This window comes from Nocardia arseniciresistens, assembly GCF_046764875.1.
Taxonomy (GTDB): domain Bacteria; phylum Actinomycetota; class Actinomycetes; order Mycobacteriales; family Mycobacteriaceae; genus Nocardia; species Nocardia arseniciresistens.
Map to the genome: position 1 here is coordinate 58,643 of NZ_JBKORD010000029.1, position 12,807 is coordinate 71,449.

The 12,807-nt window shown below is 65.9% G+C and carries 12 protein-coding genes; 9 read left to right on the top strand and 3 right to left on the bottom strand.

Features of this window, described 5'->3' with window-relative positions:
• Positions 1-76 precede the first annotated feature (76 nt).
• The 4 genes from purB to ACLMAJ_RS36480 all read left to right on the top strand — a co-directional run bounded on the left by purB (position 77) and on the right by ACLMAJ_RS36480 (position 5,373).
• Positions 77-1,498, top strand: a complete 1,422-nt coding sequence (gene purB / locus ACLMAJ_RS36465) for an adenylosuccinate lyase (RefSeq protein WP_412018466.1) — start codon at positions 77-79, stop codon at positions 1,496-1,498.
• 74 nt (positions 1,499-1,572) lie between these two features.
• On the top strand, positions 1,573-1,998 hold the full coding sequence (locus tag ACLMAJ_RS36470; protein ID WP_412018467.1) for an HIT family protein: 426 nt from the start codon (positions 1,573-1,575) through the stop codon (positions 1,996-1,998).
• Between the two features lie 147 nt (positions 1,999-2,145).
• On the top strand, positions 2,146-3,105 hold the full coding sequence (locus tag ACLMAJ_RS36475) for an alpha/beta hydrolase (protein WP_412018468.1): 960 nt from the start codon (positions 2,146-2,148) through the stop codon (positions 3,103-3,105).
• Positions 3,106-3,186: 81 nt separating this feature from the next.
• Positions 3,187-5,373: a S9 family peptidase gene (locus ACLMAJ_RS36480; RefSeq protein WP_412018469.1), complete on the top strand. Its 2,187-nt coding sequence runs from the start codon at positions 3,187-3,189 to the stop codon at positions 5,371-5,373.
• Between the two features lie 24 nt (positions 5,374-5,397).
• Here the strand turns inward: ACLMAJ_RS36480 and ACLMAJ_RS36485 are convergent, their stop codons facing one another.
• Positions 5,398-5,865, bottom strand: coding sequence for a MarR family winged helix-turn-helix transcriptional regulator (locus ACLMAJ_RS36485; RefSeq protein WP_412018470.1), 468 nt, complete (start codon positions 5,863-5,865; stop codon positions 5,398-5,400).
• 117 nt (positions 5,866-5,982) lie between these two features.
• Here ACLMAJ_RS36485 and ACLMAJ_RS36490 point away from each other — a divergent pair, with 117 nt between their 5' ends.
• Together ACLMAJ_RS36490 and ACLMAJ_RS36495 are read left to right on the top strand one after the other, a co-directional pair.
• On the top strand, positions 5,983-6,633 hold the full coding sequence (locus tag ACLMAJ_RS36490; protein WP_412018471.1) for a nitroreductase family protein: 651 nt from the start codon (positions 5,983-5,985) through the stop codon (positions 6,631-6,633).
• 86 nt (positions 6,634-6,719) lie between these two features.
• Positions 6,720-7,421: a DUF2334 domain-containing protein gene (locus ACLMAJ_RS36495; RefSeq protein WP_412018472.1), complete on the top strand. Its 702-nt coding sequence runs from the start codon at positions 6,720-6,722 to the stop codon at positions 7,419-7,421.
• A gap of 115 nt (positions 7,422-7,536) precedes the next feature.
• On the opposite strand, the gene gad is transcribed toward ACLMAJ_RS36495, so the two are convergent.
• Complete coding sequence (gene gad / locus ACLMAJ_RS36500; protein ID WP_412018473.1) at positions 7,537-8,991, bottom strand: glutamate decarboxylase; 1,455 nt, start codon at positions 8,989-8,991, stop codon at positions 7,537-7,539.
• 511 nt (positions 8,992-9,502) lie between these two features.
• Between gad and ACLMAJ_RS36505 the strand changes: the two genes are divergently transcribed.
• Positions 9,503-10,813, top strand: a complete 1,311-nt coding sequence (locus tag ACLMAJ_RS36505; RefSeq protein ID WP_412018482.1) for a dipeptidase — start codon at positions 9,503-9,505, stop codon at positions 10,811-10,813.
• 3 nt (positions 10,814-10,816) lie between these two features.
• Here the strand turns inward: ACLMAJ_RS36505 and ACLMAJ_RS36510 are convergent, their stop codons facing one another.
• The gene (locus ACLMAJ_RS36510; RefSeq protein ID WP_412018474.1) at positions 10,817-11,461 is read right to left on the bottom strand and encodes an MBL fold metallo-hydrolase; all 645 of its coding nucleotides are present in this window, start codon (positions 11,459-11,461) and stop codon (positions 10,817-10,819) included.
• A 105-nt stretch (positions 11,462-11,566) separates the two neighbouring features.
• Here ACLMAJ_RS36510 and purS point away from each other — a divergent pair, with 105 nt between their 5' ends.
• Positions 11,567-11,803 carry a phosphoribosylformylglycinamidine synthase subunit PurS gene (gene purS, locus ACLMAJ_RS36515; RefSeq protein WP_328408768.1) on the top strand — a complete coding sequence of 79 codons (237 nt, stop codon included), beginning with the start codon at positions 11,567-11,569 and terminating at the stop codon, positions 11,801-11,803.
• 73 nt (positions 11,804-11,876) lie between these two features.
• Positions 11,877-12,554 (top strand): phosphoribosylformylglycinamidine synthase subunit PurQ, encoded by a 678-nt coding sequence (gene purQ / locus ACLMAJ_RS36520; RefSeq protein ID WP_412018475.1) that lies wholly within the window; start codon positions 11,877-11,879, stop codon positions 12,552-12,554.
• The last annotated feature ends 253 nt before the right edge of the window (positions 12,555-12,807 follow it).

Genomic DNA, 12,807 nt, shown 5'->3' on the forward strand with positions numbered 1-12,807 from the left:
TGAGTGAGCGTCGCGAACGAGCCATGGACACAGCACCCAAGGGTGCGACGGAACCGAGCGTCAGCGAGGCGCAGTCGTGACCCTTGTCCCGAACGTCCTTGCCACCCGTTACGCCAGCCCGCAACTGGTGCGTCTGTGGTCGCCCGAGAACAAGATCGTGCTCGAACGGCGGCTGTGGCTGGAGGTGTTGCGGGCGCAGTCGGACCTCGGCATCGCGCTGCCGCCCGGCGTGATCGCCGATTACGAGCGGGTGATCGACCAGGTCGACCTCGCCTCGATCGCCGAGCGTGAGCGGGTCACCCGCCACGACGTGAAGGCCCGCATCGAGGAATTCAACGCGCTGGCCGGGCACGAGCACGTGCACAAAGGCATGACCAGCCGTGATCTCACCGAGAACGTGGAGCAACTGCAGATCCGGCTCTCGCTCGAGCATGTGCACGCGCACGGTGTCGCGATCGTGGCCAGGCTGACCGAGCGCGCCGCGGAGTACCAGGCGCTCGTCATGGCGGGTCGATCGCACAATGTCGCGGCGCAGGCCACCACTCTCGGCAAGCGTTTCGCCTCCGCCGCCGACGAACTGCTGATCGCACTGACCCGTTTGCGTGAACTCATCGCCCGCTATCCGCTGCGCGGCATCAAGGGCCCGATGGGCACCGCCCAGGACATGCTCGATCTGCTCGGCGGTGATCCTGCCAAGCTGGCGGCACTGGAGCAGCAGGTCGCAGGGCATCTCGGCTTCGCGACCGTGTTGACGAGTGTCGGCCAGGTGTATCCGCGTTCGCTCGACCACGATGTGCTCTCCGCGCTTGTGCAGGTCGGCGCGGGCCCATCGTCATTCGCGCACACCATCCGCCTGATGGCAGGCCATGAGCTGGTCACCGAGGGCTTTCAGCCCGGTCAGGTCGGCAGCTCGGCGATGCCGCACAAGATGAACACTCGCTCCTGCGAGCGCGTCAACGGCCTACAGGTCGTGCTGCGCGGTTACGCGTCGATGGCCGCCGAGCTGGCGGGCGCGCAGTGGAACGAGGGCGACGTCTTCTGCTCGGTGGTTCGTCGGGTCGCGCTGCCCGATGCCTTCTTCGCCATCGACGGCATGATGGAAACCTTCCTCACCGTGCTCGCCGAATTCGGCGCCTACCCGGCTGTCCTCGCCCGCGAACTCGACCGCTACCTGCCCTTCCTCGCCACCACCCGGATGCTGATGGCTGCGGTCCGCGCGGGCGTCGGCCGGGAAACCGCGCACGAGGTGATCAAGGAACACGCCGTCGCGGTCGCACTCGCGATGCGCGAGCAGGGTCGTGAACCCGATCTGCTCGACCGCCTCGCGGCCGACGATCGCTTCCCCCTCGACCGACCGGCTCTCGACGCTGCCCTCGCCGACAAGTCGGCCTTCATCGGCGCGGCCGAAGCCCAGGTCGCCGAGGTCGTCGCCCAGGTGCAGAAGCTTGTCGACGCCTACCCGGAAGCGGCCCGCTACACACCGTCGCCGATCCTCTAGTTGCCGGGTGACCCGCCGATTGCACTGGTCGGCGGGTTGGACCGCGCTCGGTAGGGTGCCGTGTGGACCCTTACATGATATTTGCCGACATCATTGCCGGGCGGGCGGACGCGAGCACGGTGTATGAGGACGACGATGTGCTCGCTTTTATGGATATTCGGCCGATGACGCCCGGGCACCTACTGGTGGTCCCCAAGGTCGCCGCGCGCAATCTCGCGGAGCTGGACCCGGCGATCGGTGGAAAGTTGTTCCAGGTGGGTCAGCAGTTGGCGGCGGCGCTGCGTACTTCCGAGGTGGGCTGCGACGGGGTGAATTTCTTTCTGGCCGACGGGGTGACCGCAGGGCAGGAGGTGTTCCATGTGCATCTGCACGTGATTCCGCGCACACCCGGCGACGGGTTCGGCTTGCGTGGGCGCCCGACCAGCCCGAGGCGCGCCGACCTGGATTATCTGGCCGGATCGATTCGCGGTGCATTGGGGCGCAGTGCGCAAGGTTCCTGAGCGTGATGTGGGCGGCGGGTGCGGGATCGAACCCGGCTACCTGGTGGGCGGATTGCTGGAGAAACGCCCGAACGTCAATTTGCTTCCTCGAGCTCGCTCGTGAGTTACGTTGAAGGCCGATTGTAGTGGTCTGATAGAGGCGGGGACATGCGACGAAGAGTTGTTGCTGCGGTTGCGCTGTCGTTTTCGCTCGGTGTGCTCGTGCCCCTCGTGTCGCAGCCGACCCGGGCAGCGGCCGCCCAAGTGGTCGGGATCGACGACCTGAGCTCGACCAAATCGGCGGTATTCATCGACTCGCCGTCGATGGGCAAGACCATCCAGGTGCAGGTGCTGCACCCCGCGGGCGGTGGCACACGACCCTCCTACTATCTGCTCGACGGTCTCGATCCCGGCGTCGGGCAGAGCACCTGGACCAACGCGACCGACGCGGAGGCCTTCTTCGCAGGCAAGAACGTCAACGTGGTGCTTCCGATCGGCGGCCAGGCCAGCTACTACACCGACTGGCAGCAGGACGACCCACACTTCGGTCGCTACAAGTGGGAAACCTTCCTGACCGAGGAACTGCCGCCGATCATCGACGCGCGCTTCGGCGGCAACGGCGTCAACGCGATCGGCGGCCTGTCCATGGGCGGCAACGCCGCCTTCATCCTCGCGGCGCGCGATCCCCAGCTGTACCGCGCGGTCGCGGGCTACAGCGCCTGTCCGGATACCGGCCTCGCCCAGGGCGCGGTGATGTTCTCCATCGCCAATCGAGGCGGTGATCCGCTCGAGATGTGGGGCGCTCCCGGCAGTCGCGCGTGGGCCGAGCATGATCCGTCGCTGCTGGCCGAGGGCCTGCGCGGCAAGGCTATCTACCTGTCCACCGGCACGGGTATCCCCGGCCCGCACGAGGCCGAGATCAAGCCGCAGCTCGCCGAGAACATCTTTCTCGGCGGCCCGGTGGAGCTCGGCATCAACACCTGCACGGTCTCCTTCGAACGGCGCCTACGCAGCCTGGGTATCCCCGCCCGCATCGACTACCGCCCCACCGGCACCCACTCCTGGTCCTACTGGCAGGACGGTCTGCACGCCTCGTGGCTGACGCTGGGCCCGGCAATCGGGGCCTGACGCCCGATAAAAACAGACCGGTCGAGGCGGAGTTGCCCCGCCAACACGCCGTCACGTTGCTCCGCCGCTACGGTGTAGCCCATGGCTCTCGACACAGGTACCGGAACGATTCCCAACCCCGACGGTGGGTCGGCGGTGGTGACGGCGCCGATCGCGAAGACGGTCCCGGCCGAGCGGGTCCATCACGGCGACACGTTCGTCGACGAGTACGAGTGGCTGCGGGATAAGGAAAATCCCGAGGTCATCGAGTACTTGACGGCGGAGAACGCCTACACCGACGCGCAGACCGCGCATCTGCGGCCGCTGCGGGAGAAGATCTTCGACGAGATCAAGGCGCGCACGCAGGAGACCGACCTTTCGGTGCCGACCAGGATGGGCAAGTACTGGTACTACTCGCGCAGCTTCGAGGGCAAGCAGTACAGCGTGCACTGCCGCTGTCCCGTCGCCTCGAACGTCGAGGGCATAGACGCCTGGACCCCGCCGCAGCTCGAGGTGGGCACCGAGATCCCGGGTGAGCAGATTCTGCTCGACAGCAACGAGCAGGCCAAGGGGCATGATTTCTTCGCGCTCGGCGCTTTCTCGCTGAGCCATGACGGCAATCTGCTCGCCTACTCGGTGGATACCGTCGGCGACGAGCGGTACGTACTTCGTTTCAAAGATCTCGGCACCGGTGAGCTGCTCGCCGACGAGATCACGGGGACCGCACCCGGCGCGACCTGGTCGCTGGACGGCTCACACATCTTTTATCAGACCGTCGACGAATCGTGGCGGCCCGACACCGTTTGGCGCCACCGCCTCGGCACCGCGAACGATGCCGATGTGCAGGTCTTTCACGAGCCCGACGAGCGCTACTGGGTAAGTATCGGTGCGACCCGCTCGGAGAAGTACCTGATGATCTGGGTCGGTTCCAAGATCACCACTGAGGGCTGGGTGCTCGAATCCGATGATCCGGAAGGCGATTTCCGCGTCATCCTGCCGCGCCGTGAGGGCGTCGAGTATTCCGCCGAACACGCGGTGGTCGGTGGCGAGGACCGGTTCCTGATCCTGCACAACGACGTTGTCGACGGCGTGAAGGCCGAGAACTTCGTACTCGTCGACGCACCGGTCGCCGATCCGTCGAAGATGACCTTGCTGATCGGGCACCGTGATGACGTCCGGATCGAGGACATCGACTGTTTCGCCGATCACCTGGTGCTCAGCTACCGGCGTGAGGCGCTGACCAGGGTCGCCGTCTGGCCGCTGACCGAGGCCGGTTACGGCGAGCGCCGCGAGCTCGAATTCGATCTGGAGCTCTTCTCGGTAGGATCGGGCGCCAATCCCGAGTGGGAGCAGCCGACGCTGCGAATCGGACTCACCTCGTTCATCACGCCGCTACAGGTGTCCGACTACGTGCCTGCCACCGGTGAGTTGCTGCTGCGCAAGGAGCAGCCGGTGCTAGGCGGTTACGACCCGAACGACTATGAGCAGCATCGCGATTGGGCGGTCGCCGCGGACGGCACCAGGATCCCCATCTCGCTGGTGTGGAAAAAGGGCATCGATACCTCCACGCCGAAACCGTTGCTGCTCTACGGTTACGGCTCCTACGAGGCAAGCATCGACCCGTCCTTCTCGGTCTCCCGGCTGTCCATGCTCGACCGCGGCATGATGTTCGCGGTCGCCCATGTCCGCGGCGGCGGTGAGATGGGCAGGCTCTGGTACGAGAACGGCAAGACGCTCACCAAGAAGAACACCTTCACCGACTTCGTCTCCTGCGCGAAGCATCTCATCGATACCGGTGTCACCTCGGCCGACGCGATGGTCGCGGATGGCGGCAGCGCGGGCGGCCTGCTGATGGGTGCGGTGGCGAACCTGGCGCCCGAGTTGTTCGTCGGCATCCTGGCGAACGTCCCGTTCGTCGATCCGCTCACCTCGATCCTCGACCCGTCACTGCCGCTCACCGTGATCGAGTGGGACGAATGGGGTAATCCGTTGGCGGACAAGGACGTTTACGACTACATGAAGTCCTACGCGCCCTACGAGAATGTCACCGCCGCCGACTATCCGGCCATCCTTGCCGTTACCAGCCTCAATGACACCCGCGTGCTGTACGTGGAACCGGCGAAGTGGGTCGCCAAGCTGCGCGCGACCAAGACCGGCGACGCCCCGCTGCTGCTCAAGACCGAGATGAGCGCAGGCCACGGTGGTGTCAGTGGCCGCTATGAGAAGTGGAAAGAAGTCGCGTTCGAGTACGCCTGGATGCTCGACGTCGTCGGCTTGGCCGACGCGTAATCCCTGGTGACTCGTAGCCCCTGACTACTCGGCAAGCTTCGGTAACAGAAGCTTGCCGAGTAATGCGGTGAGCTGGTCCCGCTCGGCGGCGGTCAGCGCGCCGAAAATGTTGTCCAAGTAGGCCGGGATGGCTGCCTCCGCCACCCGCAGCCGTTGCAGCCCTTCGTTGGTGACGGTCACGGCATAGGAGCGGCGGTCGCGCGGATTGCGTTCGCGGCGTATATAACCCGACCTTTCCAGTTCGTCGCACACGCTGACCATGACGCTGCGATCTATCCGCAGTTCCTCGCTCAGCGTCTGTTGCGAACAGGCTCCGACGGCGGCGAGCATCTTGAGCACCAACTGCTGGCCCACTCCGAGACCCTGTGTGTCCGCGTGGATCTCACCTGCCTTGGCGACGGTGCTCGACGCGCGGCACAGCGCGATATCCAAGCGCTCGGTGGCCAGGCGCGGGAAGTAGGTCCGCTCGGTGTTCTCGTCGGTTGTCGGCATGGTCTCCTCACTGTGGCTGGATCGAGAATAGCATTATTCATCTTCTCGCCAATAGTTTGACAGCAGATTATCTTTGGGCATACCGTCTGGTCGCCGACGATTTAGCCCGAGGAGTGTGTGATGACCCTGGAACTGACCCCGGATGAGCTGCTGTCCACGACCAGGGCGGTGCGTAAACGGCTCGACTTCGACCGCCCGGTGCCGCGCAGGCTCATCGAGGAGTGCATCGACCTGGCGACCCAAGCGCCGACCGGACGCAATCGGCAGCGCTGGCATTTCGTAGTCGTCACCGACCGGGCGAAGCGGCGTGTGGTCGGTGACATCTTTCGTCGCTCGCTGACCCGTGCGGTCGGACAGCCGTTGACCGCCGACGACACGCGCCGCATGAATTACGCGCCCGGCTCGACCAAGGGCGTTTTCGATGGCCTGCGCTATCTCGCCGACAATATCCATCGGGTACCCGCGATCGTGATCCCGGCCGTCGAAGGCCGCACCGACCGTGCGCCCGTCGACATCCAAGCCGGGACCTGGGGGTCCATCCTGCCCGCCGCGTGGAGCTTCATGCTCGCCGCGAGGGCCCGCGGCCTCGGCACCACCTGGACCAGCGCGCAGGGTCCGCTGGAGCGTGAACTTGCTGCGGCACTTGGTATTCCATACGACAAGGTGATGCTCGCCGCCTTCATTCCGCTGGCCTACACCCTCGGCACCGACTTCAAACCCGCCGTGCGGGTACCGCGCGCGGAAGTGCTGCACTGGGATCGCTGGTAATCGCGGCAACAGAACATGACGCGGAGTTCGTCGCCAGGTCATTCGGCCTGCACGTTCAGTACATCTATGCGAGGCATTGTGGGTACATGAACGCTCAGCTGATCGTGTCCGTGTCGGGGATCCGGGACACCACCCGAGATGCCGCGATCGAATTCGGCGCGGAGATGGATCGGCGCGATGTGCGGATGTCGCTACTGGTCGCGCCGAGGCTGAAGGGGCGCTACCGGCTGGTCGACGATCCGGCGACGCAGTCCTGGCTGCGTGGGCGTAGGGCGAGGGGCGATGCCATCGTGCTGCACGGGTACGACCAGGCGGCGACCAAGCGGCGCAGGGCGGAGTTCGCGACACTGCCTCGGCACGAGGCGCGGTTGCGGCTCACCGCGGCGGACCGGGTGATGGAGCAGGTGGAGCTGCGGACCAGGCTCTTCGCCGCACCGCGCTGGGACGCCTCGGCGGGTGCGATCGAGGCGCTGCCCGAGGTCGGCTTCCGCGTCGCGCTCGGTCTGACCTCGATTCTCGATCTGGAACGCAATGTGGCGCAGAAGGCCCGCGTGTACGGCATCGGCGAGGGCTTCCGCGCCGAACCGTGGTGGTGCCGCGCGTTGGTGATGGGTGCCGCACGTACCGCGCGCCGCGGCGGCGTACTGCGGCTGGCCGTGTCGGCCGCACAGCTCGGCCGTCCCGGGCCGCGTCGGGCAATTCTCGACGCGGTCGATCTCGCGCTGTTCCACGGTGCGGTCGGCGAGGTCTACCGCTGGGAATCGTTCACTGCCGCAAGGGCGGCGTGATCGGGAGCAGGTCGAGCGGCCTTCGTGCGGCGCAGCCGTATGAGTGACACCGCCGCGCGAGCCGCCGCCGTCCGTAATGGCGTAATCGGGCGGCGGCGGCCTGTGGACGGAGCCGTCACGACTTCTTCTTACCCGACCTCGCCTTCGTGCTCGGTGTGGCGGATGCCGGTTTCTCGCTCGGCACGGCCGCCGTCGCGTTGTGCGTGAAACCGCCGGCTTCGGTCCGGGTGAGTGAGGTCGTCAGTGGGTGCTTCATCAGTTGGTTCATGCCGCGAATGATGTCGGAGAGCAGCATTTCGGCCATGTCGATGGTGAATCCGTGCCGCACCAGCGCGCGCATGACGGTTTCGTTCTCGCGGTCGGCGGGCAGCGGGTAGGCGGCGATCAGCCAGCCGCGGGTGCGTAGCCGATCCGACAGGTCGTAGAGGTTGAACCCCTGGTCCTGTTCGTCCTTCAGCCGCCACGACACGGCCGCGATACCGAGGTGCGGGTCGCCACCGTGGACGATGGTGAACGGTCCGAGCGCTTTCAGGCCCGCGGCCAAATGCTTTGCCACGTGGTAGATCTGCGACTGCACCCGGGCGTAGCCGATGCGGCCGAGCCGGATGAACTCGTAGTACTGGGTGATCACCTGGCCGCCGGGACGGGAAAAGTTGAGATTGAAGGTGGCCATGCTGCCGCCGAGATAGTCGACGTTGAAGACCAGCTCCGGCGGCAGGTCCGCGGTCTCGCGCCAGATCGCCCAGCCCGCGCCGAGTGGGGCGAGGCCGGTCTTGTGGCCGGAGGCGTTGATCGACTTCACCCTGGGCAGCCGGAAGTCCCAGATCAGATCCGGCGCGGTGAACGGTGCGAGGAAGCCGCCACTCGCCGCGTCCACATGAATGGGAATGTTCAGCTCGCTGACCCGCTGCAACTGATCGAGGGCCTTGGCGATCCCTTCGACGTCCTCGTAGAGTCCGGTGAAAGTCTGGCCGAAGGTCGCGACCACCATGATGGTGTTCGCGTCGCAGTGGGCGGCGACATCGTCGGGGTGCATGGTCAGGCGGTCCGCGCGCAGCGGGATCTGCCGGATCTCGACATCGAAGTAGCGCGCGAACTTTTCCCAGCACACTTGAACGGGACCGCAGACGAAGTTGGGCACGCCGCTCGAAACATCACCGCCACCCCGTTGGCGCCAGCGGAACTTGGCGGCGAGACCGCCGAGCATCGCGGCCTCGCTGGAGCCGGTGGTCGAGGTGCCTGCCGTGCGCGGTGCATCGGGGGAGTGCCACAGGTCGGCCACCATCCGCACGCAGCGGCGCTCCAACTCGGCGGTCTGTGGGTACTCGTCCTTGTCGACGATGTTCTTGTCCAATGATTCCGCCATCAACCTGCGCGCCTGGTCGTCGAGCCAGGTGGTGCAGAAGGTTGCCAGGTTCATTCTGGAGACGCCGTCGAGCATCAGCTCGTCGTGCACGATCTCATAGGCGACCTGGGGGAACAGCTCCCATTTCGGGAACCCGGCTTTCGGCGCGGTCCGGCTCAGGCCGGGCAGCGCGAACAGGTCGTCGGGCTCAGGGATGTTGTGCATCGAGATAGCCTCCCGAATATCGGCTCGCTTGATGTTTGCTGTGCAATGGGCTCCAGTATTTATGATTCGAAACAGCGCTATGTACCTGCATATTCATGGAACCGATGTGAATGCTGGTCATTTACTATCGCAGCGCCGACCAATAGCATGTCATAGCGCGAGCGAGGGTTGATGTCAGGTCCGGCCCGGCCGACTGCTCGATGTTCCGGTACGCGACACAGACCGCTCGGTCGGACGAATTCGACGGGCGTGGCCACTGGTTCGTGCCAGAGTGAAGATAGCGACGCGTTAGCGGTCGCATGATATGAAGTTCGACCATATAACCAAGTGAGGCGCTCGCATGACTTCCGACGAACCTCGTACCGCCGCTGGCGACTGCTTGCAGGTCGCTCGAAACGACACCGCCGCTAGCGACTGCTTGCAGGTCGCTCGAAACGACACCGCCGCTGGCGACTGCTTGCAGGTCGCTCGAAACGAGACTGCAGTGCTGCGCACGCGGATCGCCAGTTTGATGCCACAGGCGAAAATTGATCTCACCCAACTTGTTTCGTTCAAGTCGGTAGCCGACGCGAGGCAGTTTCCGCCGGAGGAATGTCATCGGACCGCGCAGTGGGTGGCGGACGCGTTCGCCGCGGCGGGGCTGACCAAGGTCGGCCTGCACGAAACCCCTGACGGCAGTAGGGCGGTCATCGCCTCGCGCCCCGCACCTGCCGGCGCGCCGACGGTATTGCTGTACTGCCACTACGACGTTCAGCCGCCGTTGGATGACGCCGCCTGGCGCACCCCGGTCTGGGAGCTCACCGAGAAGGACGGACGCTGGTACGGGCGCGGTAGCGCCGATTGCAAGGGCAATATCGTCATGCATCTCACCGCGCTGCGGGCACTGGGTGCCGACTTGCCGCTCGGAATCACTTTGGTGGCTGAGGGTTCCGAGGAACAGGGCACCGGCGGACTGGAGCGGTTCGTCGAGACCAACCCCGAGTGGTTGCGTGCCGACGCGATCCTGGTCGCCGACTGCGGGAATTTCGCCGTCGGCGTTCCGACCTTCACAGAGACTCTGCGCGGCAACGTGAACGTCGTCGTCACCATCGAAACCCTCGCGGGCCCTGTGCATTCCGGCATGTTCGGCGGTCCGGCTCCGGATGCGCTCGCGGCGCTGATCCACTTGCTCGCCTCATTGCGTGACAAGCATGGCAACACCACGGTGTCCGGGCTGCCCAACGACCAGCAGTGGCCTGGTGTGCGATATTCCAAAGAGCAGTTCAGTGCAGATGCGGGTGTGCTCGGCGGCGTCGAGCTCACCGGTGACGGCACAGTCGCCGACATGCTCTGGGCGCGACCGGCTTTGACGGTGCTCGGCATCGACGCACCACCGGTGGTCGGCTCCTCGGCCTCCATCCAGCCGGCGGCTCGGGCTCGGCTCAACCTGCGTATCCCGCCGGGCACCGATCCGGAGCAGGCATTGAAGGCGCTCACCGCGCACTTGCAGGCGAACACGCCGTGGCAGGCGAAACTGACCGTGGAGGCCGAGGCCACCGGCGCACCGTTCGAATCCGGCGGCGGCGGACCGGCCCGCGTCGCCATGGAGGCGGCGCTGGCCGCCTCCTACGGCCGGCCCACCACCACCCAGGGCCAGGGTGGCTCGATCCCGCTGTGCAATGTCTTCGCCGACACCTACCCGGACGCGGAGATCATGCTGATCGGCGTCGAGGAGCCGAAATGCCTGATCCACGCGCCCAATGAGAGCGTCGACCCCAGCGAGATCGAGCACATGGCCTTGGCCGAAGCGTTGTTCCTGACCAGTTACGCGAAGCAGGCCTGAGGCCTACAGTTCAGCGGTGTCCTCGGGCTCGATCACCGTGAATTCGGTGTCGGGAGGACCCATTTCGGCAAACCGGCCGAAGAAGATGCCCTGCGCCTGCGGCACGATGATGCCGTAGTGGATGGGGAAGGCGGTGCGCGGATTGACCGCGCGCAGGTAGTCGACGGCCTCGCTGATCCGCATCCAGGGCGCGGCGGCAGGCAGGGCGAGCACGCCGACGGGCACCGGCGGCACCCACAGCGAGTCACCGGGATGGACCAGCTGTGCCGGGTCATCGGTGGTGCCGAGCTGGAACACGGTGTTGTCGATCACCGGGATTTCGGGGTGGATCACCGCGTGCCTGCCGCCGCCACCGGTGATCCGCAGGTCGTCGAGTGCGAGCACGTTGCCCGCGTGCACCGCCTCCCACGGTTCGCCGCGCTGCTCGGCGGTCTGTGGATCGGCGAGCAGCCGAGCACTGGGATTGGCCTCGATCAGGGCATCGATGCGCAGCGGGTCGAGGTGGTCGGGGTGCTGATGGGTGATGGCGATCGCATCGAGCCCGGTGATGCCCTCGAAGCCGTGCGAGAGGTTGCCGGGATCGAACAGCACCTTCTTGCCGTGCAGTTCGACGAGAATGCAGGAGTGGCCGAAGTGGGCTATGCGCATGCCCGCCATGTTATTGGCCGATTCTGAGCAGACCCCGCAGGCGGCTCGGACAGCTCGGACAACTACGCTGCTCTCAACACCCCAACACCACCTGAGGAGCAACGCGTGGCACGAGTCGTGGTCGAGGTGATGCCGAAGGCCGAGATCCTGGATCCGCAGGGGCAGGCAATCGTCGGCGCGCTCCCGCGTCTGGGATTCGCTGGAGTCTCGGATGTGCGGCAGGGCAAGCGATTCGAACTCGACATCGACGACAGTGTCAGCGATGCGGAGCTCGAACAGATCGCGGAAGCGCTGCTCGCCAATACGGTGATCGAGGAATGGAAGGTTGTTCGCGTCTCATGAGTGAGCGCAGCGAACCGACGATACAGCCGCTTCGCGCGGTCATGACGGAGCCGAGCGTCTGCGAGGCGCAGGCATGAGCGCCCGTATCGGGGTCATTACGTTTCCCGGCACACTCGACGACGTCGACGCGGCCCGCGCGGTGCGCCTCGCGGGCGCCGAGGCGGTGAGTCTGTGGCATGCCGACGCCGACCTGAAGAAGGTCGACGCGGTCGTCGTGCCCGGCGGCTTCTCCTACGGCGACTACCTGCGTGCGGGTGCTATCGCCCGGTTCGCGCCGGTGATGGGAGCTGTCGTCCGCGCCGCGGGCCAGGGCCTGCCGGTCCTCGGCATCTGCAACGGTTTCCAGGTGCTGTGCGAGGCAGGCTTGCTGCCCGGCGCGCTGACCCGCAACGAGGGCCTGCACTTCATCTGCCGCGACGAATGGCTGCGGGTGGAATCGGCCGATACCGCGTGGACCTCACGATACGAGGCGGGCGCGCAGATCCTCGTCCCACTGAAGTCCGGTGAGGGCCGCTTTCAAGCATCCACCGCCGTCCTCGACGAGCTCGAGGGTGAGGGCCGTGTCGTATTCCGCTACGCGAGCGCCAACCCGAACGGTTCCCAACGCGGAATCGCGGGCATCGCCTCGGCCAACGGCCGCGTCGTCGGCCTGATGCCCCACCCCGAACACGCCACCGAGCCACTGACCGGCCCGAGCGACGACGGCCTCGGCTTGTTCTTGTCGGTCGTAGACAGCCTGCTAGCCGTCTAACGAGCGCAAGCTCACCCCAAAGTCGCGACCATCCCCACCAACGCGCCACGACCGATCGCGGTGGTCTCACACCAGACCGATTTGCAGCGCTCCACCCAAAGTTGCAACGGTCCGCACCTACGCGCCACGACCGATCGCGGTGGTCCCCACTTACGCGCCACGACCGATCGTGGTGGTCCCACATCCGACCGATTTGCGGCGCACCCACCAAAGTCGCAACGGTCCCCACTTACGCGCCCACTCGCCACGACCC

Coding starts and splice junctions, on each gene's coding strand:
- ACLMAJ_RS36470 (WP_412018467.1), top strand. CDS start 1,573: ATGATATTTGCCGACATCATTGCCGGGCGGGCGGACGCGAGCACGGTG.
- ACLMAJ_RS36475 (WP_412018468.1), top strand. CDS start 2,146: ATGCGACGAAGAGTTGTTGCTGCGGTTGCGCTGTCGTTTTCGCTCGGT.
- ACLMAJ_RS36480 (WP_412018469.1), top strand. CDS start 3,187: ATGGCTCTCGACACAGGTACCGGAACGATTCCCAACCCCGACGGTGGG.
- ACLMAJ_RS36485 (WP_412018470.1), bottom strand. CDS start 5,865: ATGCCGACAACCGACGAGAACACCGAGCGGACCTACTTCCCGCGCCTG.
- ACLMAJ_RS36495 (WP_412018472.1), top strand. CDS start 6,720: ATGAACGCTCAGCTGATCGTGTCCGTGTCGGGGATCCGGGACACCACC.
- gad (WP_412018473.1), bottom strand. CDS start 8,991: ATGCACAACATCCCTGAGCCCGACGACCTGTTCGCGCTGCCCGGCCTG.
- ACLMAJ_RS36505 (WP_412018482.1), top strand. CDS start 9,503: ATGCCACAGGCGAAAATTGATCTCACCCAACTTGTTTCGTTCAAGTCG.
- ACLMAJ_RS36510 (WP_412018474.1), bottom strand. CDS start 11,461: ATGCGCATAGCCCACTTCGGCCACTCCTGCATTCTCGTCGAACTGCAC.
- purQ (WP_412018475.1), top strand. CDS start 11,877: ATGAGCGCCCGTATCGGGGTCATTACGTTTCCCGGCACACTCGACGAC.